Annotated in this window: 23 protein-coding genes and 1 riboswitch; of the genes, 11 read left to right on the top strand and 12 right to left on the bottom strand. The window is 63.9% G+C overall.

Annotated elements, in window-relative coordinates:
* Positions 1-7 precede the first annotated feature (7 nt).
* Together J2Y68_RS07885 and J2Y68_RS07880 are read left to right on the top strand one after the other, a co-directional pair.
* Positions 8-919: a hypothetical protein gene (locus tag J2Y68_RS07885; protein WP_309991902.1), complete on the top strand. Its 912-nt coding sequence runs from the start codon at positions 8-10 to the stop codon at positions 917-919.
* Between the two features lie 31 nt (positions 920-950).
* On the top strand, positions 951-1,343 hold the full coding sequence (locus tag J2Y68_RS07880; protein WP_309991900.1) for a Sec-independent protein translocase family protein: 393 nt from the start codon (positions 951-953) through the stop codon (positions 1,341-1,343).
* A gap of 47 nt (positions 1,344-1,390) precedes the next feature.
* On the opposite strand, the gene J2Y68_RS07875 is transcribed toward J2Y68_RS07880, so the two are convergent.
* Genes J2Y68_RS07875 through J2Y68_RS07865 form a run of 3 tightly spaced genes read right to left on the bottom strand, consistent with a single transcriptional unit; the run spans position 1,391 to position 4,518 of the window.
* On the bottom strand, positions 1,391-2,518 hold the full coding sequence (locus tag J2Y68_RS07875) for an Mrp/NBP35 family ATP-binding protein (RefSeq protein WP_309991897.1): 1,128 nt from the start codon (positions 2,516-2,518) through the stop codon (positions 1,391-1,393).
* Between the two features lie 4 nt (positions 2,519-2,522).
* On the bottom strand, positions 2,523-3,254 hold the full coding sequence (locus J2Y68_RS07870; protein ID WP_309991894.1) for a DUF1003 domain-containing protein: 732 nt from the start codon (positions 3,252-3,254) through the stop codon (positions 2,523-2,525).
* Entirely contained in the window at positions 3,235-4,518 is a 1,284-nt protein-coding gene (locus J2Y68_RS07865) for a magnesium transporter MgtE N-terminal domain-containing protein (protein ID WP_211714270.1), read from the bottom strand. The genes J2Y68_RS07870 and J2Y68_RS07865 overlap by 20 nt, the downstream gene beginning before the upstream one ends.
* Positions 4,519-4,594: 76 nt before the next feature.
* Here J2Y68_RS07865 and J2Y68_RS07860 point away from each other — a divergent pair, with 76 nt between their 5' ends.
* Positions 4,595-5,404, top strand: a complete 810-nt coding sequence (locus tag J2Y68_RS07860) for a YflT domain-containing protein (protein WP_309991889.1) — start codon at positions 4,595-4,597, stop codon at positions 5,402-5,404.
* 86 nt (positions 5,405-5,490) lie between these two features.
* Here J2Y68_RS07860 and J2Y68_RS07855 read toward each other — a convergent pair whose 3' ends face one another.
* Positions 5,491-7,074 (bottom strand): aminopeptidase P family protein, encoded by a 1,584-nt coding sequence (locus J2Y68_RS07855; RefSeq protein WP_309991887.1) that lies wholly within the window; start codon positions 7,072-7,074, stop codon positions 5,491-5,493.
* An 80-nt stretch (positions 7,075-7,154) separates the two neighbouring features.
* Between J2Y68_RS07855 and J2Y68_RS07850 the strand changes: the two genes are divergently transcribed.
* Positions 7,155-8,000, top strand: a complete 846-nt coding sequence (locus J2Y68_RS07850; RefSeq protein ID WP_309991885.1) for a PHP domain-containing protein — start codon at positions 7,155-7,157, stop codon at positions 7,998-8,000.
* Positions 8,001-8,013: 13 nt separating this feature from the next.
* The gene (locus J2Y68_RS07845) at positions 8,014-8,622 is read left to right on the top strand and encodes a MarC family protein (RefSeq protein WP_309991882.1); all 609 of its coding nucleotides are present in this window, start codon (positions 8,014-8,016) and stop codon (positions 8,620-8,622) included.
* Positions 8,623-8,632: 10 nt separating this feature from the next.
* On the opposite strand, the gene J2Y68_RS07840 is transcribed toward J2Y68_RS07845, so the two are convergent.
* The 3 genes from J2Y68_RS07840 to J2Y68_RS07830 all read right to left on the bottom strand — a co-directional run bounded on the left by J2Y68_RS07840 (position 8,633) and on the right by J2Y68_RS07830 (position 13,023).
* Positions 8,633-9,511, bottom strand: coding sequence for a DNA-methyltransferase (locus J2Y68_RS07840; RefSeq protein ID WP_309991879.1), 879 nt, complete (start codon positions 9,509-9,511; stop codon positions 8,633-8,635).
* An 8-nt stretch (positions 9,512-9,519) separates the two neighbouring features.
* Positions 9,520-11,244: a DEAD/DEAH box helicase gene (locus J2Y68_RS07835; protein WP_309991876.1), complete on the bottom strand. Its 1,725-nt coding sequence runs from the start codon at positions 11,242-11,244 to the stop codon at positions 9,520-9,522.
* A gap of 276 nt (positions 11,245-11,520) precedes the next feature.
* Positions 11,521-13,023: an RNB domain-containing ribonuclease gene (locus J2Y68_RS07830; RefSeq protein WP_309991874.1), complete on the bottom strand. Its 1,503-nt coding sequence runs from the start codon at positions 13,021-13,023 to the stop codon at positions 11,521-11,523.
* A 279-nt stretch (positions 13,024-13,302) separates the two neighbouring features.
* Here J2Y68_RS07830 and J2Y68_RS07825 point away from each other — a divergent pair, with 279 nt between their 5' ends.
* On the top strand, positions 13,303-14,370 hold the full coding sequence (locus tag J2Y68_RS07825; protein ID WP_309991872.1) for a TerC family protein: 1,068 nt from the start codon (positions 13,303-13,305) through the stop codon (positions 14,368-14,370).
* 110 nt (positions 14,371-14,480) lie between these two features.
* Here the strand turns inward: J2Y68_RS07825 and thiE are convergent, their stop codons facing one another.
* Positions 14,481-15,167: a thiamine phosphate synthase gene (gene thiE / locus J2Y68_RS07820; RefSeq protein ID WP_309991870.1), complete on the bottom strand. Its 687-nt coding sequence runs from the start codon at positions 15,165-15,167 to the stop codon at positions 14,481-14,483.
* Between the two features lie 27 nt (positions 15,168-15,194).
* Positions 15,195-15,314, top strand: a riboswitch (TPP riboswitch).
* Between thiE and thiO the strand changes: the two genes are divergently transcribed.
* From thiO to J2Y68_RS07805, 3 genes are all read left to right on the top strand, one after another.
* Complete coding sequence (thiO, locus tag J2Y68_RS07815; protein WP_309991868.1) at positions 15,307-16,560, top strand: glycine oxidase ThiO; 1,254 nt, start codon at positions 15,307-15,309, stop codon at positions 16,558-16,560. It overlaps the preceding riboswitch by 8 nt.
* Entirely contained in the window at positions 16,557-16,793 is a 237-nt protein-coding gene (gene thiS / locus J2Y68_RS07810; protein WP_211714260.1) for a sulfur carrier protein ThiS, read from the top strand. The genes thiO and thiS overlap by 4 nt, the downstream gene beginning before the upstream one ends.
* Before the next feature lie 3 nt (positions 16,794-16,796).
* On the top strand, positions 16,797-17,594 hold the full coding sequence (locus tag J2Y68_RS07805; protein ID WP_211714259.1) for a thiazole synthase: 798 nt from the start codon (positions 16,797-16,799) through the stop codon (positions 17,592-17,594).
* A 71-nt stretch (positions 17,595-17,665) separates the two neighbouring features.
* On the opposite strand, the gene J2Y68_RS07800 is transcribed toward J2Y68_RS07805, so the two are convergent.
* Genes J2Y68_RS07800 through J2Y68_RS07790 form a run of 3 tightly spaced genes read right to left on the bottom strand, consistent with a single transcriptional unit; the run spans position 17,666 to position 19,015 of the window.
* On the bottom strand, positions 17,666-17,968 hold the full coding sequence (locus tag J2Y68_RS07800; protein ID WP_211714258.1) for a hypothetical protein: 303 nt from the start codon (positions 17,966-17,968) through the stop codon (positions 17,666-17,668).
* A 37-nt stretch (positions 17,969-18,005) separates the two neighbouring features.
* Positions 18,006-18,230 (bottom strand): DUF3107 domain-containing protein, encoded by a 225-nt coding sequence (locus J2Y68_RS07795; protein WP_211714257.1) that lies wholly within the window; start codon positions 18,228-18,230, stop codon positions 18,006-18,008.
* Positions 18,231-18,280: 50 nt separating this feature from the next.
* On the bottom strand, positions 18,281-19,015 hold the full coding sequence (locus J2Y68_RS07790; RefSeq protein ID WP_309991863.1) for a TetR/AcrR family transcriptional regulator: 735 nt from the start codon (positions 19,013-19,015) through the stop codon (positions 18,281-18,283).
* Positions 19,016-19,021: 6 nt separating this feature from the next.
* Between J2Y68_RS07790 and moeB the strand changes: the two genes are divergently transcribed.
* Both moeB and J2Y68_RS07780 read left to right on the top strand, forming a co-directional pair.
* Positions 19,022-20,224 (top strand): molybdopterin-synthase adenylyltransferase MoeB, encoded by a 1,203-nt coding sequence (gene moeB / locus J2Y68_RS07785; RefSeq protein ID WP_309991861.1) that lies wholly within the window; start codon positions 19,022-19,024, stop codon positions 20,222-20,224.
* A 38-nt stretch (positions 20,225-20,262) separates the two neighbouring features.
* A complete protein-coding gene (locus J2Y68_RS07780; protein WP_309991858.1) occupies positions 20,263-21,252 on the top strand; it encodes an SDR family NAD(P)-dependent oxidoreductase in 990 nt (329 codons plus the stop codon).
* Positions 21,253-21,261: 9 nt separating this feature from the next.
* On the opposite strand, the gene J2Y68_RS07775 is transcribed toward J2Y68_RS07780, so the two are convergent.
* Positions 21,262-22,581: a glutamyl-tRNA reductase gene (locus tag J2Y68_RS07775; protein WP_309991855.1), complete on the bottom strand. Its 1,320-nt coding sequence runs from the start codon at positions 22,579-22,581 to the stop codon at positions 21,262-21,264.
* Positions 22,582-22,623 lie beyond the last annotated feature (42 nt).

Genomic DNA, 22,623 nt, shown 5'->3' with positions numbered 1-22,623 from the left:
GTTGTCGATGCCTCGACGTCCTTTCCGTCCGGGAGCCCTGTCCCGGCGCGCATTCGCTGCCCGCCGCCATTCGCGGCTACCGGAACACTTGCAGAAATGTGCGGACTGCCGCGCCGCCGTAGGCCGTGAACGGCAGTACCTTGAGCGGCTCCGGGGTGCGGCCGTGCCCGAAGCCAGCCAAGACCTAGCTGCGCGACTGATCCAGCACACAGAACGGCTGGCCAGCGAACCGACACAGGAAACCTGGAGCCGGCCCCAACCGGGTGGACTGTCCCGCGGCCTTCGTTTCGCCGCGGTCGCAGCCGGCACCCTCGCTGTGAGCGCCGGAGCCCTGGGCGTCGCCGCTTACGTGGTGGCCGGGGATGACCAACCCCGGGTGCTTGCCGGGACCAGCAACGCTGGCGCGCTGGTGGGGGCGTGGAGCGCTGGACCAGTGGACGCCATGGATCCGACGTTCAAGGCCGGCAGCACCATGAGCCTGACTGCGTCGCAACTGGACGCCCTGCGGGACCAAGGGTGGGCCTGTCCGGAACTCCTGGCGATGGGCTTCCACGTCGTCTCTGCCCAAGCCTCGATGCTCAACGGACATCCCGCAGTTGAAATCCATCTCGAAAGAAACGGCCATTACGCCACAATCACGGAGGAGCACCTGCCACCCGCCCGGCAATCCGCTGGCCAGTCGGGCACTGCGCAGCTCTCCGTCACCCAGGGAACGCCGTGGAAGGCTGTCTACGCCATGCCCGCCGCCGTGATCAGTTACGCCTCTGACTTGCCTCCGGAAAGCGCTGATGATGCGGTCCCCGAAATCGTCCGGGCCGGCGATTCCATGACGCGGGAGGGGCACGGGGAGACCTCCGAGTCCTGGTACGGGCGACTCCTGCGCGGCCTCCAGACCCTCCTCCGTCCCGCCGGTTTATGAGCGGCACCACAGACAAGGTAATCTTCGTAGCGTGTTTGGAATCAACGGCCCGGAGTTCATACTCCTTCTGATTATCGGCGTACTCGTGATCGGTCCCAGCCGTTTGCCCGAATACACTCAAAAGCTCGCCAACCTGGTCAAGGAAGTCCGCCGGATGGCATCCGGCGCACGCGAGCAGATCAAAGAAGAAGTCGGCATAGACATCGATGAGGTCGACTGGAAGAAGTACGATCCGCGCCAGTATGACCCCCGGCGCATCATCAAGGATGCACTCCTGGAGGACGACACCAAGCCGGTCAGTGCCGGTGCGCCGGTCGCCGCAGCGGCTGCCTCTGCTGCGGACACCAAACCCAAACCTCCGGCGAGGATCATCGAGCGGCTTGCAGATGGCGAAGCCGCGCCTTTCGACACTGAAGCCACCTGAGGCGAACCGCAGCGGTTCGCTCGCCTGGACATGCCAGGCTGGGCCGGTCAGCGGGGTTGGATTCCCAGAGGCATGCCGGATAGTCCACGCGGCCGGTTAGCCAAGGCTGAGGCAATACCCTCCAGGGCCTTAGCGGCAGCCGTTTCCGGCGCAGCCAAGACCACGGGCTTTCCGGCGTCCCCGCCTTCCCGCAAGCGGATGTCCAGGGGAATCTGGCCCAGCAGCGGAACGTCGGTGTCCACGGTGGCGCTCAACCGCTCAGCCAGGGTGGCGCCACCGCCGCTTCCGAACAATTCCATGCGGCCGCCGTCGGGCATTTCCAGGAACGACATGTTCTCGATGACGCCGGCAACTTTTTGACCCGTCTGGGTGGCTATGGTTCCGGCGCGTTCAGCAACGTCAGCGGCGGCTGCCTGCGGTGTGGTGACCACCAGGATCTCCGCGTTGGGCAGTAGTTGCGCCACGGAGATGGCGATGTCGCCCGTGCCGGGAGGCAAGTCGAGGAACAGCGCGTCAAGGTCACCGAAATACACATCCGTGAGGAATTGTTCCAAGGCCCGGTGAAGCATGGGGCCACGCCACGCCACGGGCGTGTTGCCTGCCACGAACATGCCGATGGAAATGACTTTCACGCCATAAGCCACCGGAGGGAGGATCATGTCGTCAACCTGTGTGGGCTTCTGAGTGATTCCCATAAGGGCTGGAACCGAGAAGCCATGGACGTCCGCATCCACTATTCCGACGCGCAGGCCCTGGGCTGCCAGGGCGCAGGCGAGGTTCACGGTAACGGAGGACTTGCCCACACCGCCCTTCCCGCTGGCAACCGCGTACACCTTGGTCAACGAACCCGGCTTGGTGAACGGAATTCCGCGCTGGCCGCCGGGACCACGGAGCTGCTCCTTGAGTGCTTCGCGCTGGGCCGGTGTCATGACCTTGAGTTCCACGTCCACCCCGGTCACGCCCGGCACCCTGGACAACGCCGCAGTGGCGTCCCCGGTGATGGTTTCGCGCAAGGGGCAACCAGCGATGGTCAGGAGGACAGCAACGTGGACAGCGCCGGCACTATCGGCAGACACCGATTCCACCATTCCGAGCTCGGTGATGGGGCGGCGGAGCTCCGGATCAATGACGGTTGCCAGGGCAGCACGGAGCGCCTCGGCAGATACGGTGCTCATACGCTCAGGCTCGGCTTTCGGGGTTTTCGGGTGTTTGCTTGGCGGTGGAATGCTGTGGGCCGGCGGACCGCGGCGGACGGACCTTGGGGATCTGCTGGGTGCGGGGTCCGCGCGACTTGTCCCGTTTCTCCTTCAGCTTCTCCTTGACTTTGTCTCCCGAGGATTCGCTGCCGTCGGTGGCCGGATCATGCTCGCGAAGTTCTTCCTGGGCGTCGATGATGTCTTCCAGGAGGCTCCGCAGCTCGGCGCGGACGTAATCACGGGTGGCCACTTCACGCAGGGCAATGCGCAGCGATGCCAGTTCCCGGGTCAGGTACTCGGTATCGGAAAGGTTGCGCTCGGCGCGCTGGCGGTCCTGCTGGAGGGAGACACGGTCGCGGTCATCCTGTCGGTTTTGTGCCAGGAGGAGCAGCGGGGCTGCGTAGGAAGCCTGCAGCGACAACATGAGGGTCAGCAGGGTGAAGCCAAGCTCCATCCGGTCGAATTGCCACTCGGTGGGCGCAAAGGAGTTCCAAGCCAGCCAAAACACACAGAACACCGTCATGTAGACGAGGAACGTCGGCGTGCCCATAAACCTGGCGAAGCCCTCAGTGGCGTTGCCGAAAGCGTCCGGGTTGGGGGAGAACTTAGGCAGGATGCGTTGGCGCCCGCTCAGGGGAGTGTCCAGGCTGCTGCCCGAACGTCCAGTGGACTTGGGTGATCGGGTGGCGTTGTTATCAGCCAATGCGGCCTCCAAGTCTCCTTATAGGGGCGTCGTCCTCGTGGGCGCGCCAGTCATCCGGCAACAGGTGATCCAGCACGTCATCAACAGTCACCGCCCCCACAAGGCGGCCGTCGTCGTCGACAACTGGAAGTGAATTCAGGTTGTAGGTGGCCAACGTCCTGGCTACCTCGCTGATGTGGGCCTGGTCCGAGAGCGGCTCAAGGTTTTTATCCACAAGGTTGCCCAGCGGCTCCGGCGGTGGGAAACGCAGGAGCTGCTGGATATGCACCACGCCGAGGAAACGGCCCGTGGGTGTCTCCAGCGGAGGGCGGGCAATGAAGATCGACGACGCCAGGGCAGGGGAAAGCTCCTCGCGCCGGACGTGGGCGAGGGCCTCCGCGACCGTGGCCTCGGGCGGGAGGATGACAGGGACAGGGGTCATGAGGCCGCCGGCGGTGTCTTCGTCGTACTCCAGGAGCCGGCGCACATCCTCGGCTTCCTGCGGCTCCATGAGCTGCAGGAGCTCCTCGGCCTGCGCTGTGGGGAGCTCAGCCAAGAGGTCAGCGGCGTCGTCAGGGTCCATCTCTTCAAGGACGTCGGCGGCGCGCTCCACGTCCAGGGCCGAGAGGATCTCCACTTGGTCGTCCTCGGGCAGTTCCTGAAGCACGTCCGCGAGGCGCTCGTCCTGGAGCTCGCTGGCTACTTCGAACCGGCGTTTATCGCTCATTTCCTGCAGGGCTTCGGCGAAGTCGGCAGGCTTAAGATCCTCGTGGGTGGCCACGAACTGCGTCGCCGCCTGTGGTTCGTTGTGGGCGCCGGTCTGGGCGTCGGCCCAGTCGATGATCAGGGTCTCGTTGCGGCGAAGCCGGCTCAATGGCGACAGGGAATGGCCACGGCGGACGAAAAGTTTGCTGACGAACCAGTCCTTGGACCTGTGTTGGTCCATGGCGATGTCCTCGATGGTGGCATCTCCACTGCCGTCCGCCAAGGTAACGCGGCGATCGAACATCTCGGCGACCACCAGTGTCTCGGCTCCCCGCTGCTCGAAGCGGCGCAGGTTAACCAGGCCGGTGCAGATGATCTGCGTTTGGTCGATGGACGTAATGCGGGTCATCGGCACGAAAACGCGCTTCTTGCCCGGCACTTCAACCACGATGCCCACCACATGGGGGGCTCCACGGGTGCCCCTGGAGAGCACCACGACATCGCGCAACCGGCCAAGACGATCGCCCAGGGGGTCGAAGACGTCCAAGCCGAGCAGGCGCGCGACAAAGACGCGTGAGGGATGTGTGCTCATGTTTACAGGCTACCGAGTCTGCTCTCTTTTAGCTGAATTCCAGCCGCTTCACATGTCCATGGGACACAATGGGGCTATGTCTAACATTTTTGGTGGTCCCAAAGCCGTCGAGGAGTCCCGGAGCGTCCCCCAAGGAGACACCGTTGGCTCGTACACTTCGTATTTGGATGCCCAAAAGGCGGTGGATTACCTGGCGGACCAGCAGTTCCCGGTTCAGCTGGTGTCGATCGTGGGCAACGACCTCAAAATGGTGGAGCGGGTGACGGGTCGCCTGAGCTACCCGAGGGTGGCTTTGTCAGGTGCCTTGAGCGGTATGTGGTTTGGCCTTTTCGTCGGCGTGATGCTGTCCTTCTTTACCCCGGGCGGCGGACCGTTCTCCATCATCACCTCGGTCCTGATGGGCGCGGCCTTCTTCATGCTGTTCGGCATCGTCACCTATGCCACCCAGCGCGGGAAGCGCGACTTCACATCCACCAGCCAGGTGGTGGCCACCAACTATGACGTCATCGTCGCCATTGAAGCAGCCCACGAGGCCCGTCGCCTGCTCCACCAGCTCCCGATGAACCCCTCGCAGGCGGGAGCGCCGCAGGCCACCAACTACAACCAGCACAGCGCTCCGCTGCAACAGCCGGGCCAGGCGCCCGAGCGGCCGTCCACCTGGAACGACCCCTACGGTCAGCGCGGTAACGGTGAAGCCGGCGCGCCGGAAAGCGGTAACACCCACGCCGGTGCTGCGCCGTCGAATCAACAGCCCCCGGCAGCTGTCCGCTACCCTGACCTGCCCGACGGGCGCCCGCAGTATGGTGTCCGCGTGACGGAGGGCCAAAACGCGCCCCAGGAAGACGGGCAGCAAGCCGGGTCCGAGGACACACCCAAGCAGCAGTAGCCCCCGGCAAAGCACAAAGGGAAGGCCACCGGATCTCCGGTGGCCTTCCCTTTTGCGCTGTTGGCGGTTCCCTTGAGCTGCTGGGGCTAGCCCTGCGCCTCCTGGTAGATACCGGCCATCCAGGATTCAACGTCGTCTGCCTTGCGGGGCAGGGCGGCGCTGAGGTTGACCGGGCCATCGGCAGTCATCAGGATGTCGTCCTCGATCCGGACACCGATTCCGCGGTATTCGGCAGGGATCGCGAGGTCCTCGTCCTTGAAGTACAGGCCGGGTTCGATGGTGAAGACCATGCCCTCGGTGAGGATCCCGTCCAGGTAAAGTTCACGCTTGGCCTGTGCGCAGTCGTGGACATCCAGTCCGAGGTGGTGGCTGGTGCCGTGCGGCATCCAGCGACGGTGCTGCTGGCCTTCGGGGCTGATGGCTTCCTCCACGGAGACGGGGAGCAGGCCCCACTCGGCGAGGCGTTCGGCCAGGACGGTGGTTGCGGCCGTGTGGATGTCGCGGAACTTCACGCCCGGTTGCGCGGCTGCGAAACCAGCATCAGCTGCGTCCAGGACGGCTTCGTAGACCTTGCGCTGGACATCAGTGAAGGTGCCGGTGGCGGGGAGGGTACGGGTGATATCGGCAGTGTAGAGGGAATCAGCCTCCACGCCTGCATCGAGGAGGAGGAGTTCGCCTGCGTTGACCTTGCCCGTGTTCCGGGTCCAGTGCAGAACGGTGGCGTTGTTTCCCGAGGCGGCGATGGTGTCGTAGCCAAGCTCGTTGCCTTCCTCGCGGGCGCGGGCGAAGAAGGCGCCCTCTACGACACGTTCGCCACGAGCGTGGGTCAGGGCCCGCGGAAGGGCACGAACGACGTCGGCGAAGCCCTCCACGGTGGCCGCCACGGCGATCTTCATCTGTTCGATTTCCCACTCGTCCTTGAGGAGGCGCAATTCGGAGAGTGCTTCGCTGAGCTTCTCGTCCAGGGCGTCGAGTTCGCCGAGGTCAAGGGTTTCGGGGTCTTTGGCGGTGTTGTAGCGGGCGGTGTCCACCAAGGCGTCAATGTTCTCGTCCACCTTGCGGACAAGGCGAATCGAGATACCACCGATTTCCGGGGCACCCACGTTCTTGGTGATTGCCATTTCGAGTTCGGCGATGTGGGCGGTGGGCAGTCCCAGGCGGGCCTCGAATTCCGCCAACGTCGGACGTGCGCCGATCCAGAACTCACCGGAGCGTGAGTCGGCGTAGAACTGTTCGGTATCCCGGCCCGCCAACGGACGGAAGTAGAGCGTCGCGGTGTGGTGACCGCCGTCGTCCCCCTTGCCTTCAGCCACCGGCTCAAGAATGAGGACGGCGTCGGGCTCGTGGTCCAGGCCCAAGCCCGTGAGGTGCGCGAAACCGGAGTGGGGTCGGAAGCGGTAGTCGCAGTCGTTGGAGCGGACCTTCAGCGGACCGGCCGGGATGACAAGACGTTCGCCTTTGAACAGTTCGGAGATAGTACGACGGCGGCGCGCAGCGTGGTCTGCAACGGCGTCGCGCGCAGGGGTCACCTGCGGGGCGGCAGCCCAATTGCTGGCCATGAATGCTTTGAAAGCATCGGATGTTGGCCTCTGTGAGCGGTTGTTAACGCGCTCCTGCAGCGGCTGGGAATTTGCGGAGTCCATGTTTTGGGTGTTTTCGGCATCGTTCACCGTTACATCGTCCCACCAGTTCGGTGAGGAGGCCAACGGCGCAACGCTCCAAGGAGCCCCGCATCCCATAGGCTGGGAAAGTGAGGATAGACCTGCATGCGCACTCCAATGTTTCCGATGGAACCGAGACACCCTCCGGGGTGATCATTTCCGCGGTATCGGCTGGCCTGGACGCCGTGGCGTTGACGGACCACGACTCCACGGATGGCTGGGAGCAGGCGGCGGCAGCTGCCCTGGAACACGGTATTGAGTTTGTCCCTGGCATGGAGATCTCCTGCCGGACGGAGCAGGGCATCAGCGTGCACTTGCTCAGCTACCTCCACGACCCGGCCCACCCGGGCCTCCTGGAGGAAATCACCAAGTCCAAGGATGCGCGCCTCACCCGCGCCGAACATATGGTCACGCTGCTGTCGGAGGACTACCCGTTGACCTGGGACGACGTCATCCACCACGTGGCGCCCGGTGCAACGGTGGGCCGCCCGCACATCGCCGACGCGCTGGTGGCCGCCGGAGTGGTCGCGGACCGCACCGAAGCCTTCACGTCCATCCTTACCTCGCATTCGCGCTACTTCGTCCAGCACTATGCGCCAAACCCTGCTCTCGCCGTCGAGCTGGTGCGGGCGGCAGGTGGCGTTCCGGTGTTCGCCCATCCGGTAGCTTCGTCCCGGGGACGGATCGTGGGGGAGGGCACCTACCGTGAAATGATCGACGCCGGCCTGCTCGGAGTTGAGGTGGACCACCGGGACAACCCGGAGGACGGCAGGCGGTTCCTTCGCGATCTGGCTGCCGCGCACGGGCTGCTGATGACGGGATCCTCCGATTATCATGGCGCCGGCAAACCGAACCTCCTCGGCGAAAACACGACGCCGCCGGAGGTATTGGCGCGGATCGAGGAGTTGGCAACGGGCAGCACGGTGGTTCGGTGAAGGGGGCCCGCTGATGGACCTGCAGTTGCTGGCCTCGGTGATCGTTACCCTGTTCGTCATCATGGATCCGCCGGGTACGGTGCCGATTTTCATGTCACTGACGGCCCAGATGTCATCCAAGGACCGGAACCGCTCGGCTTTCCAGGCTCTTCTGGTGGCGACGGGCGTCATTGTGGTTTTTGCGATCTTCGGCCAGTCGATCCTGAACTACATGCACATTTCATTGGCCGCCCTGCAGGGTGCCGGTGGCCTGCTGTTGGTACTCATTGCCCTGCAGCTGTTGACTGGGTCCACCAGTGGCGAGGAAAACGCAGCCAAGTACAAGAACGTGGCATTCGTTCCCCTCGGTACGCCGCTGATGGCCGGACCGGGAGCCATCGTGGCGGTCATGGTGTTTGTCCAGCAGTCCGAGGACCTGTCCGGCTACCTTGCCGTAGGCCTGGGCATCGCCGCGGTGCTCGCCTCGCTGTACCTGGCCATGCGGTTCGCCGGCGTGGTCCAGCGGGTGCTCGGGGAGAACGGAGTGGAGCTGGTCACCCGGATTGCGGGCCTGTTGCTCTCTGCCATCGCCGTACAGATGATCGCCGACTCCGTGACAGCTTTCGTGAAGGGTGTCGCCTGACCGTTCCTGGCTAGGGGGCGGTGGCTTGGTCCTGGTGGAACACGGCCTTGCTGCCCAGGCGTTTCCGCATGACCTCAATGGCCTGTTCATTCTGGTCGACGCACACGAAGTTTCGGCCCAGTTTGGCCGCGACAGCTCCGAGGGTTCCGGAACCGGCAAAGAAGTCCAGGCACCAGTCGCCCTCGCGGCTTGATGCGGAAACAATGCGGCGGACCAGGCCTTCGGGTTTCTGCGTGGGGTAGCCGGTCTTTTCCCGGCCGGTCGGCGAAACGATGGTGTGCCACCAGACGTCCGTGGGCAACTTCCCCAGTTCGCGTTTGGCGGGGGTCACCAGGCCCGGGGCCATATAGGGCTCGCGGTCCACTTCGGCGTTGTCGAAGTGGTATTTGGTGGGGTTCTTCACGTACACCAAGATGTTGTCGTGCTTGGTGGGCCAGCGGTTTTTGGCCCGGGCTCCGTAATCGTAGGCCCAGATGATCTCGTTCAGGAAGCACTCCCGGCCGAAGATGGCGTCGAGCATCACCTTGGCGTAGTGCACCTCGCGGTAGTCCAGGTGCAAGTACAGGGTGCCGTCGTCTGCCAGCAGGCGCCAGGCTTCCACGAGCTTGGGCTCCAGGAACGACCAGTAGTCGCTGAAGGCGTCGTCATAGCTGTGCAGGGCGCCCTTGATGGTGTCGTAGGAGCGGCCCTTGAAGCCCACGCGGTCGCCGTCGCCGTCCGAGTTACGGACCATCCGGGTTTCCTGGCGTCGTTGGACCCGACCCGTGTTGAACGGAGGGTCCACGTAAATGAGTGTGAAGGCGCCGTCCGGCAGCGTTGGAAGGAACTCCGCGTTATCCGCGTGCACCACCAGGTTGCCGCCGTCCGGCGCCCAAACAGTTTCAGTCATTGAGGGATTTAGGCCTCGGTGCTGCCGGACTGGGCAGCTGCCGTCTCACTGGAGACCACTTCGCCGTTGCGGCGACGGGTCCGGGTGCGACGTGTGCGTGCAGGCTTCTCGGAGTTGTCCGTTGCCGTGCCCGTTTCCGACGCAACGGCAGCCGGGGCTGCTTCGCCTTCGGAGGTACGACGGCGGCGCGTACGGTTGCGTCCGCCCTCGCCGTTGGATTCGCCGGAGTCGGTCTTGCCCGAACGGCCACGGCCGCCATCGCGGTCGCCGTCGCGTCCGCGGCCACCGTCACGGCCACGCCCGCCGTCCCGGGAGCCATTGCGGTCCGAACCACCAGAGCGGGAGTTCTTCTTGCCTGTCTCACCCAGGTCCTCCAGGACCTCGGCGTCCACACCTGCCAGGGTGCGCTTGTTCCGGGGCAGGCGTCCCTTGGTGCCCTCGGGAATGTCAAGGTCGGTGTAGAGGTGCGGCGAGGAGGAGTACGTTTCAACGGGCTCAGGAACACTGAGTCCCAGGGCCTTGTTGATGAGGCCCCAGCGGGGCATGTCGTCCCAGTCAACGAACGTGACTGCGGTGCCCTTGTTGCCGGCGCGGCCAGTACGGCCGACACGGTGCAGGTAGATCTTCTCGTCTTCCACGCATTGGTAGTTGATCACGTGCGTGACGTCATCAACGTCGATGCCACGGGCGGCGACGTCGGTGGCAACCAGGACGTCCACCTTGTTGTTGCGGAAGGCGCGGAGGGCCTGTTCGCGGGCGCCCTGGCCGAGGTCGCCGTGAATGGCTGCAGCCGCGAACCCGCGGTCAACGAGTTCCTCGGCGACCTTAGCGGCGGTGCGCTTGGTCTTGGTGAAGATGATGGTCCGGCCACGTCCGCGGGCCTGCAGGATGCGGGCAACAACTTCGGTCTTGTCCATGCTGTGCGCACGGTAGATGAGCTGGCGGATGTCCCGCTTGGTCAGGCCCTCATCGTTCGGGTCTGCTGCACGGATGTGGGTGGGCTGCGTCATATAGCGCCGGGCCATTGCGATCACGGGACCGGGCATGGTCGCGGAGAAGAGCAGCGTCTGGCGTACGGCGGGAGTGCCGGCGATCAGGGTCTCAACGTCCGGAAGGAAGCCAAGGTCCAGCATTTCGTCGGCCTCGTCAAGAATGACCATCTTGACGTTCTTGAGGCTCAGGTGCTGCTGCTTGTAGAGGTCGATGAGTCGGCCAGGGGTGCCCACTACGATCTCGACGCCCTTCTGCAGCGCATCGATTTGGGGTTCGTACGCCCGGCCGCCGTAGATGGTGGCGATGCGTGCGTTGCGCTTGCGTGAGGCCGTCTGGAGGTCGTTGGCGACCTGCACGGCAAGTTCGCGGGTGGGGACGATGACCAGGGCCTGCGGTGCACCGGGGACGGCGAGCTTCTCATAGCCGGCGTCGTCGCGCCCAGAGACCCGCTGAAGCGCGGGAATGCCGAATCCGAGCGTCTTGCCGGTACCCGTCTTGGCCTGGCCAATGATGTCATGTCCGCTCAAGGCGACAGGGAGGGTCATGGCCTGGATGGGGAACGGGTGGGTGATTCCGGCGTCGGCCAAGGACTCAACGATGTCGGCCCGGACGTTGTAGTCCGCGAACGACTTTTCTTCGATCTCGTGGGGCGTCTCGTCCGAGACGATCGTTTCCTCGGGTTCGATGGTTTCAGTTCCGGTGGAGTCCGTCAGGACTTCGTGGGTATGCAATTCACTCACAGGGAGTTTCCTTATTCATTTGGGCAATGGCGCTGCATGCTCAACGGAGCGGTGGAGCCGTACCGGAGCACGAACGGGCGCGCAAGCAAGTCCAGTGGAAGCCGATCGCGGGCTATCTAAGTACTGGCACTGGTGACCAGTTGGTACATCTCAAGATCGCGTAGGGGCGGGCTTGTTGAGTTCAAAAATTAACTGAATCAACGACCGGGCATCCATTACTACACGCCCAGTCTATCCTCTGGGAGCCGGAAAGCCCGGATCCCGGGTGGAACGGTACTACGGCAGCAGTTCAAACCGAATCTCACGGCTTGCGATGTCAGCCTTGACGAGCCGGACGCGGACTTCGGTCCCGGACTCCAGTTCGCCATCGCAGCGGGCGGTCACGGCGGGTTCCCTTATCTGGACGATTCCGTAGGGGCCGCCGTTCCCGTTGGCCTTCCCGGTGCCGTTGCCCTTGCCGTTCCCATTGCCGTTTCCCGATCCGTTTGGCTTTGAGCCGGAAATGACGACGGCATCGAACTCCTGGCCGATGTGGTTGGCGACCAGCGCCGCCTCCACCGTGTCCAAGGCGGCACGTTCGAGGCGGCCAGCCAACTGGTCGGACGAGGCCATGATCTCGGGCAGGGATGGCAAGGCTTCCCGGGCCCAGGCAGGGATGTCGTGGTTGTTGCTCAGTGCCTCGCAGATGACCAGGACGAACCGGTCAATCAGGCGCCGCAACGGTGCAGTCGTATGGGCGTACGGTGCGCCGATCGCTGCTTGGATGACAACCTCAGGTACCTCACCGTCGAAAGGTGTGTAGTTGGCACCCCTGAACAATGTCCCGGCTGAGTGCAGGATGGCGAGTTGCTTCGGGTCTGATGCGTCCAGGGTCCGCAGGTATTCGCCGTAGCTGATCCGTCCGTTCCAGGGTTTACCAAGGGCCGTGGTCTGCGTTTTGAAGTGCCGCAGGGAGCGTTCGTCCGGTGCGGGCATGGTGCGCAGTATGCCAACCTTGCCGTCCAGCATCAGCTGTGCTGCCGCCATCCCGGTCATGAGTGAAATCTGCGCGTTCCAGTCCTCCACCGGCAACGACGGGGCAGCAACGATCCTGTACCCGCCGCCGTCGGCCGCTTGGACGATCTCCTGTTCGGGCATGTTCAGGCTCGCGCCGCCGCGGAGGCGTTCGAGTTCAACCCGCTTCAACCCCACTTCCTTGAGGAGCTGCAATACGGGCGGTGCCGTTCCGTCGTCGATCTGCTCCTGGACGCCCTTGTAACTTAGCTTGGCCCGGCTGCGCACGGTGGCGCGGCCTACTGTCACCGTCACTGTTTCGGCCTGCGCGTCCAGGACGAAATCCCAGACGAAGGCGCCACAGTCCTGCTCTGCCAGCAGGCTGCCGGCATGTTCGCTGATGACTTCCGGGTGCAGGGGAATGCGTCCATCCGGAGCATAGAAGGTCTGGCCGCGCCGGCGTGTCTCCGTGTCGAGGGCACCACCGGGAGCCACGAAGGAGGGAACGTCGGCGATCGCGTAGAGGACCTTGTAACCGTCACCGGCGCGCTCTATGAACAGCGCTTGGTCCAGGTCTGTCGACGTGGCGGGGTCGATGGTGACAAACGGAATGTCCCGAAGGTCGCGTTCAGGCAGCTTCAGGTCCGCCACGGCTTCTCGGGCTTCTTCCACTGCCCCCGCGGGGTAGGCGCCTGGGAGTTCCAGCTCCGTCCGGAGTGCGGCGAGGGCCGCTGCGAGCTGGTCCGACGAGTCGTCGACGTTGGGTGCAATCCGATGATGTGACACGAAAATCAGGGTAGCCCGAAACAGGCGGATAGTCTTGGACGCTTCCAGGAACATCAGAGTCCGGCAGCTGTTCCGGCGCATGTTTCCGGACTTGAATGGAGACCAACGAAGACCGTTGCCACAACAGGTGAAGCATGCTTCACTATTTCCACGGAGGGGAGTATCCCCTGATTGTTCCGTCGTCAGTCCGGCCGGCTCAGTCCGGCCCGGTGGAACAGGCTCCTGCGGGCGCCGGGAAAGACCTCCAGTTGGGTTTACTGACTGGAAGCGGGTTTCCTGATGAATGCTCCCTTATGGGCTTGGTTGGCTGTTATCGGCGTCATTGTCCTGATGCTGGCAGTTGACCTGTTCGCCCACCGTAAAGCGCACGTGATCAGTGTCCGGGAAGCGGCCCTCTGGTCGGCCGTGTGGGTGGCCTTCGGTGTCGGCTTCGGTGTGCTCGTGTGGCAGCTCTACGGGGCGGAGTTTGGGCAGCAGTACTTCGCCGGCTATCTGATCGAGAAGTCCCTCGCCGTTGACAACGTGTTTGTCTGGGCCATCATTTTCACGTACTTTGCCGTACCGCGTGTATATCAGCACAGGGTCTTGTTTCTGGGGGTCCTGGGAGCCTTGGTCTTCCGGGGGATCTTCATTGCTGCAGGATCGGCCATCATCGCCAGTGCCGGCTGGGTGCTGTACCTGTTCGCGGCGCTCCTGCTGGTCACCGGCTACCGAATGATCCGGCACCGCAATGATCCGCTGGACCCGGAGAAGTCCAAGGCCTTGGCGTTCTTCCGCAACAGGGTGCCCATGACCAACGACTTCCACGGCCAGCGGTTCCTGATCCGCAGGAACGGCGCCCTGCTCGCCACCCCGTTACTCGCCGTACTTGTCCTGGTGGAAGTCACGGACATCATCTTCGCTGTCGACTCCATCCCGGCCATCTTCGCTGTCACAGATGAGGTTTTCCTCGTCTTCACCGCGAATGCTTTTGCGATCCTCGGACTGCGTGCAATGTACTTCCTCCTGGCCGATCTGATCCATAGGTTCATTTACCTCAAGATCGGCCTGGCACTGGTACTGATCTGGGTGGGCATCAAGATGCTCCTCAAGATCGACATCTATTACATCCCCACCCCCATCTCGCTGGCAGTCATTGCCGCGATCCTGGGTGTATCCATTGCGGCCAGTCTCTGGGCGACCCGGGGTCAGGGCCGCCGGGAACTTCCAGCACCGGCGAAGCCTCCCTTCGGAACGGCTACCATCCAGGATATGCAGGCACTGGATCCGCTGTTTGGATACCGCCGCAGCACCTCCGGCGCACGCATTGATGACGAACCGCCAAGGAGCAACCATGACCGGCGATAGCGACCCGGAGGCATACCCGGCCGTGACGTCACCCACGGTCCTGCCACGGCGCCTCGGCCAACGTGGACCTTCCTGACCAACCACCGACAGTGTGCGGCCCTTGAGGACCGTTACGCGGCGGCGTCCAAGGCTTCGAGCAACGCCTTGGCCGCCGCCGTCGGGTCTCCTGCTTCCGTGATGGCACGGACGACGACGATCCTGCTGGCTCCCGCAGCAAGGACCTGTTCCACGTTGCCCAGGTCAATGCCCCCGATCGCGAACCAAGGCAGCTGCACGGCACCACCTGTCGCTTCGTCGGCACGCTTCATCGCTTCTGCGGCATATGTGACCAGGTCCGGCCCTACTGCTTCGCGCCCCGGTTTGGTGGGTGTCGCCCAGACCGGACCAACACAGAAGTAGTCCAGGCCGCCGTCGCCGGTCGAAGCCGCGATGGCAGCATTGACCTGCTCCGGAGTATGCGTGGAAAGCCCGATCGCGGCAGGGGAGGGGAGGAAGGTGCGGGCAACCGTCAAGGGCAGGTCCTTCTGGCCCACGTGGAATACAGGAGCCCCGGAAACACTGGCAATATCGGCCCGATCGTTGACAGCCCACAGCCGTCCATGCCGCTCGGCCACACTGCGCAGGATGGCCAAGAGTTCCAGTTCTTCGGCTGCCTCGATCGACTTGTCCCGGAGCTGGATAATGTCCACCCCACCTTCGAAGGCGGCATCGATGAAGTCTTCGAAATCGCCCTGCCGCTTCCGGGCATCGGTGCACAAATAGAGTCGGGCTGAGGCGAGGGATTCAGGCTGGGTCATGGGAACCAGAGTAGTTCCTCTAAACTGGGCACGTACTGCGGGAGCCGCGACGTTCGACTTTGTGACCGTCCGGCTGAGAGGGCTTCAGAGCCGACCGCTTGACCTGATCCGGCTAATACCGGCGTAGGGAAGGGAACACATGGCAGACGCCATTCATGCAGATGTGGCCATCATCGGCGGCGGCATCATCGGATTGGGCATCGCCCACCAGGCGCGCAGGCTGGCCCGCTCAGTCGTCCTCATCGACCCCCACCCCGCCAGCGGCGCAACCTTCGCAGCTGCCGGGATGTTGGCACCCGTCAGTGAACTGCACTACCAGGAAGAAGACCTCCTGGAACTCATGGTCGAATCCTCGCGGCTGTGGCCGTCTTTTGTCGCCACACTCACCGGAGGCGTGGACGCAGCCGGATACCGCACGACGCCGACCCTCGCCGTGGGTGCCGACGCCGCCGACCGACGGGCGCTCGCAGACCTCCGTACGGTACAGACGGCTGCCGGCCTGGGCGTGGAACCCCTTGCCCTCCGGGACGCGAGGGCGCGTGAACCCCTGCTCAGTCCACAAATTTCCTGCGCCTTCGACATCCCCGCCGACCACCAGGTGGACCCGCGCAGGCTCGCGGACTGCCTCCTGGCCGGGCTGGCCGCGCATTCGCCGGATGATCCCACGTGGGTCGCGGGGGCGAACCATGGATTCGCCCTGGAAGCCCTGGCGGAGCGCGTGCTGTGGGACGAGGGGAGGGTTGCAGGAGTCGAACTCGACTCGGGCGTCAGCGTGGTTGCCGCCGAGACCGTGGTCGCCAACGGGCTCGGCGCAGCCGGCTTGACGGGCCTGCCCGAGGGACTCACGCTTCCCCTGCGGCCTGTCTATGGCGACATTCTCAGGCTTCGGGTTCCGGAAAGCCTGCAACCACTGGTCACCTCCACCGTGCGGGGGATAGTGCGGGGTGTTCCGGTCTACATCGTCCCCCGCGACGACGGCACGGTGGTGATCGGTGCCACCCAGCGTGAGGACGGACTGTCCACGGCGTCCAATGCCGTCTCGGCCGGTGGCGTGTACCAACTCCTGCGCGACGCCCAGGTCCTGGTCCCCGCGGTCGCGGAACTGGAACTCCTCGAGGCAACAGCCCGAGCCAGGCCAGGGACGCCGGACAACGCGCCTTTGCTTGGCCGCGTCGCCGGAACCGAGGGCGACATCGAGGGCCTGGTGGTTGCCACCGGGTTCTTCCGTCACGGAGTCCTGCTGACACCGGTAGCCGCAAGGATTGTCGGCGAACTGATCAACGGCTCAGCCGATCCACGGTGGGCCCCTTTCCGCCCTGACCGCTTTACGGCCAGCGCCCCCGATCCACGGAACTTCATCCCAGCACACGTCCGCAGCAAGGAAACCGCATGAACATCAAACTCAATGGATCCGACCATGCAGTGGCCGATGACGCCTCTGTCAGCACGCTCGTCACCGCCATCACCGGCCGTGTCCTGGACCACCGCGGACAGGCGGCCGACGGCGGCAAGCTGGGTGTCGCCGTCGCGCGCAATTCCGAGGTGGTGCCACGCAGCCAGTGGGCGGCAACAGCGCTCGCCGACGGCGATGAACTCGAACTCGTTACAGCAGTCCAGGGAGGCTGAACAATGACCACAACAAGCACTGCCCCCAGCACCGACGCCTTGGTGATCGACGGCGTCGACTTTGGTTCGCGACTGATCATGGGAACCGGGGGTGCCCCGAGCCTGGACGGTTTGGGCGCTGCGCTCCTGGCCTCCGGCACGGAGCTGACCACCGTTGCCATGCGGCGCTATTCCCCGGCCGAAACCGGGTCGCTCTTCCAGCTCCTGGTGGACCACAACATCCGGGTGTTGCCCAACACGGCCGGCTGCTTCACAGCGAAGGACGCCGTCATGACCGCCGAACTTGCCCGCGAGGCGCTGGAGACCGATTGGGTGAAGCTGGAAGTCATCGCGGACGAGCACACACTCCTGCCCGATGCCGTGGAACTGGTGGAAGCCACAGAGCAGCTGGTGAACCGCGGATTCAAGGTCTTCGCTTACACCAATGACGACCCTGTCCTTGCCCTGCGGCTGGAAAACCTCGGCGCCACCGCGGTGATGCCCCTGGGCTCACCCATCGGCACGGGCCTGGGAATCCTGAACCCGCACAACATTGAGCTGATCGTGTCGCGGGCGTCGGTGCCCGTGGTTCTCGACGCCGGGATCGGAACCGCTTCCGATGCGGCGCTGGCGATGGAACTGGGCTGCGACGCCGTCCTCCTGGCCACCGCCGTGACGCGCGCGCAGAACCCGGTGCAAATGGGAGAAGCCTTCAAGCACGCCGTCATAGCCGGCCGTTTGGCCAAAAAGGCGGGCCGGATTCCCCGGCGGGAACACGCTCTGGCGTCCTCCGCCATGGAGGGACGGGCCGAGTTCCTTTAGGGGTACTGGGAGCGCGTTAACCACCAATGGCCATCACCCGCGCGGGTGATGGCCATTGGTGTCAGGTGCCGTTAGAGCCGGAGGGCCTTGGTGAGGGCCTCGGTATCGTGCTTGGTCCGCGTCCGGCCCAGGTAGACCACTACGGCCGCAGCTGCTGCGGTTCCAATGACGATGGGGAGAACCCACGGAATCCACGTGACCCCCGGCTGGTAGCCCAGGCCGGCGCTGATGAAGGCAATCCAGCTCAGCGCCGCAACAGCCGTTGAGACACCCACCGGAAGGGCGACGCCGTATCTGCCGTGCCGCTTGTCGTTGGCCCAGACAATAAAGCCTGTGGCAATGGCTGCAAGAACCACCACGACGAGTGAAAGCATGAAGACTCCTTAGCGGACGACGGGTGTTGGGGGACTGCTAGAGGGCGCCGAAGCCCACGCGGCGGACTTCCTCGGCGCCGATCTCCACATAGCCCAAAACGCTGCCAGGAACGATGACCTGGCGGCCCTTCTCATCCGTGAGGCGCAATTCCGAGCCCTTGGACACGGCCTCCGCCACGATCTTGGCAACGGCGTCGGCATCCAAAGCGGATTCGAGCACAATTTCGCGGCCAACGTTCTGAATGCCGATCTTTACTTCCACAGCAAGGCCTCCAAGCCAATCAAGTGTTAAGTCAGTCCTCTATTTGTAGCTTAGGACTCTTTGGGGAATCGACTGATTCCGCGCCAAGCTAAACGATAGATCAGATCACTGGCCACATCGAGGTCCAGGTTTCCGTCCGTCTCAAGCCAATACCGGGCGCTGACCTGCGCCATTCCTGCCAGGCCCCGGCCCAGGAGCTGCGCTTCCAAGGGCGGTAGCTTGGTGTCCTCGGCGATGACGTGGGCTACGGCGTCCGCGAACGTTTTGTTGAACGTTTCCAGACGGGAACTGACGTCGGGATCGTTGATCAGGTCCGACTCAAACACCAGGCGATGGGCTTGGTCGTCGTCGGCAATGAACCGGTAGTAGGCCCGCATCACTGCCTTGACGCGCTCTTTGTTGTCCGTGGTGGAGTTCAGGGCGCTCAGCATCAGGTCCGTCAACGTTGCGAGATGGCTGTCCAGGAGCGCCATGTAGAGCTCGCGTTTGGACGGGAAGTGCTGGTAGAGCACCGGTTTGCTCACACGAGCGGTCTCTGCGATTTCGTCCATTGCTGCGCCGTGGAACCCGTTGGCGACGAAGACTTCCAACGCTGCGTTAAGCAACTGCGCGCGACGCTCGTCCCGCGGCAATCTTGGCGAACGAAGCGAACCGGTCCGTTCCTGCTTCGCGGGTGCTCCATCGTTTGCCCGTGTGCCGTCAGCCACAGTCTGCCGCCTTTCCTTTGCAGTTATGACCACTCTACCGGTGGGTAATATGACCGGGCGGTATCTGCAGGCATACATTGGGGTATGGCCTCAATTGCTGCTGTCCGCACCGCTGCGCCCACCGTCCTTCCGCCCCTTGTGGAACCGGCCGCCGAACTTACTCCGGCCGAGGTGGAGCGGTACTCCCGGCACCTCATCATTCCGGAAATCGGCGCTGTGGGCCAACGCAGGCTTAAGAATGCGAGAGTCCTTGTCATAGGCGCCGGCGGGCTTGGCTCCCCGGCCTTGCTGTACCTGGCTGCAGCGGGAGTGGGAACCCTGGGAATCGTGGACGACGACAACGTGGACCTCAGCAACCTCCAACGCCAGGTCATCCACGGCGTGAAGGACGTGGGTACGCCCAAGATCGAGTCCGCCCGCAACGCCATCGCCGAGCTCAACCCCTTGGTGGACGTGGTCCTGCACAACGTCCGCCTGGACTCCTCCAACGCCTTGGATTTGTTTGCGCAGTATGACCTCATCCTGGACGGTGCCGATAACTTTGCCACGCGGTATCTCGTGAACGACGCCGCCGCCATCCTCGGCAAACCCTACGTGTGGGGCTCCATCTTCCGCTTCGATGGGCAAGTCAGTGTCTTCTGGGCCGAACACGGACCCACGTACAGGGACCTCTATCCCGAAGCGCCTCCGGCCGGTTCCGTACCGTCCTGTGGTGAGGGCGGCGTGTTCGGCATGTTGTGCGCGGCTGTTGGATCGCTCATGGTGACCGAAGCCGTGAAGCTGATTACCGGCGTCGGCCGTTCCTTGCTGGGACGCGTGGCACTCTTTGACGCCTTGGGCGGCAGTTGGCGGGAAATCAAGGTGTCCAAGGATCCAGAAGCCGAACCAATCACCGAACTGACCGACTACGAGGCCTTCTGCGGCATCACTCCCATCTCCGCCACCGACCAGGACCACACCGTCACTGCCACCGAGCTTGCAGGGATGCTGGCCGAGCGGGCGTCGGGGGAGCGGGACTTTGAACTGGTGGATGTCCGTGAATCGGGCGAGTACAGCATCGTCAATATTGATGGTTCCGTCCTCATCCCGCAGGGCCGGATCCTGGCCGGAGAAGCGTGGGCCCACCTGCCACAGGATAAGGACATCGTGTTCCACTGCAAGGCCGGCACCCGCTCGGCTGCGGTCCTGGATGCGGCGCAGAAGGCCGGCTACACGCGTGTTAGCCATCTCGACGGCGGTATCCTCGCTTGGGTGCGTGAGGTGGAACCCCACAAGCCCGTCTACTGAGCGTTGCCCGTTCCGGCTTTTATCTGCAAAGCTCAACCATGAGCGAAGAACTGGCAGAAACCCTGCAACACCCTATTGGTTCCGGTTTTGGACACGGTTCCACCGCCCGGGAAGTCATTGACGGGATCGACCTCTCCGGCAAGTCGGCTATCGTTACTGGCGGATATTCGGGGCTGGGCCTGGAGACAGTGCGGGCGCTGGCCTCAGCCGGCGCCGCCGTGACCGTCCCCGCAAGGCGCTTGGAGCATGCCAAGGAAGTGCTTGCCGCGGCCGGGCTCGCCGATTCGGTCACAGTAGAAGAAATGGACCTGGCCGACCAGGCCAGCGTCAAGGCATTCGCGCTGCGATACTTGGCCGGGCACGGTTCCTTGGACATCCTGATCAACAACGCCGCCATCATGGCCAGCCCGGAACAACGGGTAGGTCCGGGCTGGGAGGCGCAGTTCGCGACCAACCACCTGGGGCATTACACCCTGGTGAATGCCTTGTGGCCGGCCCTTGCCGCCTCGGGTGACGCCCGCGTCATCTCCCTCTCATCCACGGGCCACAAGTTGTCGCCCATCAGGTTCGACGACGTCAACTTTGACGGCGGCTACGACAAATGGCGCGCCTACGGCCAGGCAAAAACGGCGAACGCCCTCTTCGCCGTGGAATTGGACCGCCTCGGCAAGGACTCCGGAGTCCGGGCCTTCGCCGTTCATCCGGGTGGCATCATGACCGAGCTCCAACGGCATTTGCCCAAAGAGGAGATGGTCGCAGCGGGGTGGATGGATGCGGAGGGAAACGTCCGCGAAGGATTCAAAACGCCGGAACAGGGCGCTGCCACCTCAGTATGGGCCGCGACTCTTCAGGCGCTGTCCGGTAAGGGCGGCGTCTATTGCGAGGACTGCGATATTGCCAATCCCACGGACAAGGAATCGCCGTTGGCGAGGTACCAAGGCGTGGACGCACACGCCATCGACAAGGCCGATGCCACCAGGCTATGGGATTTGTCCGCGAAGCTGACAGGGATCAACGCTTTCGCCTAACAGGCGGTGTCAGGCGCTTTCGGAGCGGAGCTGCCCATGATCCACAGGGCACTCCGCGGCCGGGGCTGCGGCCGGTTGCTCAACCTGAATGCCGTACAGGGCCTCCAGCGCTGCGACGTACTCCTCCTGCTGGCCGTTGGCGGCCAGTTCACGGGCCCTGACGGTGGGAATGTGAAGGAGCTGCTTGACCATCCGGCGCAACGCGAATTCGACTTCCTCCGCGGCAGCCGTGCAACCGTGGCGGGCGCGGACCTTCTCCATCTCCGCATCCAACACGTTCATGGTGTGCCGGCGCAACGCGACGATGGCCGTGTCCACGGAGCGTGCCTCGCGCTCGGACTCAAAGGAAGAGGCCGCACCGGTCACGATCGCGCTGGCCTGGGACAGCGATTCTGCTTGTTCCTGTGGTGCGGCGAGCCGGACCGACTCGAGGGTGAGGAGTTCAACGCCGTCGAGTTCGCCAACGGCGGGATCAAAGTCATGGGTCAAGGCGAGGTCGATCGCAATCAACGGCTTATCCGACTCTGCCCGGACGCGTGCCAGGTCCGCAGCTTCCACGCGGTTGTCTGAACCGCTGCACCCGATCATGACGTCAGCTGCTGCGACAGCGGCGGGCAACGTCTCGGCGTCGAGCGCTGTACCCCCGCGGGTGGCCACGAAAGCCTCGGCGCGGCCGGAGGAAGAATAGACCGAGATCGCGGTGCAGCCGCGTTCGCGCAGGAGTGACATGGTGGCACCCGCATACGCGCCAGTGCCGAAGACCACTACTTTCTTGGTGGACCAATCATCGTTCTCGGCGAGGTCGGTAGCGAGGTCCAAAGCAACGGAGACAATCGACAAGCCGCGGGAGCCCAACGCGGTCTGCGCACCCACGTCCTTGGCGGTCTTGGATGCAGCCTGGAAAAGCCGGACCAAGCCGGAGCTCGCTGTGCCTTCCTGCTGGGCAGTGATCAGGGCGCGACGGACCTGGCCTGCGATTTCGCGCTCACCCACTACTGCCGAATCCAGTCCAGCGCTGACGGCAAAGAGGTGCCGGGTGACTTCGGGACCGGTGTGGGTTGCAAAAGAGCGGGAGACGAGTTGCTCGTTCAAGCCACTCAGTTCGCTGATCTGGGAAACCAGGGCCGAGCGGGCTGCTTCGAGATCAGCCCCGTTGGCCGTTTCGCCGTAAACCTCATAGCGGTTGCAGGTGGCCAGAACCACCGCTCCGGAAACCACAGGGGAATCGGTGAGGGCTGCGGAGGCAAGCCCGGAGGAACCGTTGCTCAACTGAGCGACAGTTTCGAGGTCGATGTCGGCGTGTGTAGCCACCAATGAGAAAAGAACCACAGCAACCCCATCATAGCTTTTTCGTAGCCCGGTAGAACAATA

The sequence above is a fragment of the Paenarthrobacter nitroguajacolicus genome (assembly GCF_031455195.1).
GTDB lineage: Bacteria > Actinomycetota > Actinomycetes > Actinomycetales > Micrococcaceae > Arthrobacter > Arthrobacter nitroguajacolicus_D.
Note: the sequence above shows the minus strand (reverse complement) of the source record. Positions and strands in the feature narration are given on the sequence as shown.